1 protein-coding gene and 1 pseudogene are annotated in these 564 nt (G+C 45.4%); both read left to right on the plus strand.

Features of this window, described 5'->3' with window-relative positions; all coding sequences use genetic code 11:
- The first annotated feature begins 41 nt into the window (after window positions 1-41).
- On the plus strand, window positions 42-362 hold the full coding sequence (locus tag J7R05_RS07590; RefSeq protein ID WP_208541803.1) for a hypothetical protein: 321 nt from the start codon (window positions 42-44) through the stop codon (window positions 360-362).
- An 11-nt stretch (window positions 363-373) separates the two neighbouring features.
- A pseudogene (locus J7R05_RS07595) lies at window positions 374-564 on the plus strand (PBSX family phage terminase large subunit); the annotation flags it as partial.

Raw genomic sequence — 564 nt, forward strand, 5'->3', positions numbered from 1 at the left:
AGTGAGGTCTTTTTATATCTCGCACTTTAAAGGAATAATCTATGGCATCTGGATCAGATAAGTCTGTGAAGGGGACACCGCCCAATGCAGGAGCAGGGCGTGTGAAAGGTGTTCCCAATAAGACAACACGCATTCTTAAAGAGGCTGTGATTAAAGCAGCAGAACAGGCTGGCAACAAATATGGTAATGAAGGTTTGATTTCTTATCTTGAACGCCAGGCTGTCAAATGCCCAGCGGCTTATTTAGCCTTTTTGGGGAAGATCTTACCTTTGCAGGTTACCGGGGAAAATGATGAAGCGATCAAGATGATTACCCGTGTTGAGATTGTAGCGCCTGTTATAAAGGACAAAGAAGCTGTTTAAGGGTGATTGAGATGGCTACAGCTCAAGTTGTGATCATCGAGAAATTAATCCCGTTGTTTCAAGGAGCTGCTGATATACGTGCTGCGTGGGGAGGGCGAGGATCAGGAAAGACGAGGTCCTTTGCCTTAATGGCAGCTTTAAAGGGCTATGAATATGGTATGGGTGGGATATCAGGGATTATCCTTTGTGCCCGCCAGTTTCA

Source organism: Bartonella capreoli (assembly GCF_902813205.1).
Classification (GTDB): Bacteria; Pseudomonadota; Alphaproteobacteria; order Rhizobiales; family Rhizobiaceae; genus Bartonella; species Bartonella schoenbuchensis.

Bases quoted from the DNA above. Each gene is read 5' to 3' on its own strand.
- J7R05_RS07590 (WP_208541803.1), top strand. From the start codon at position 42: ATGGCATCTGGATCAGATAAGTCTGTGAAGGGGACACCGCCCAATGCA.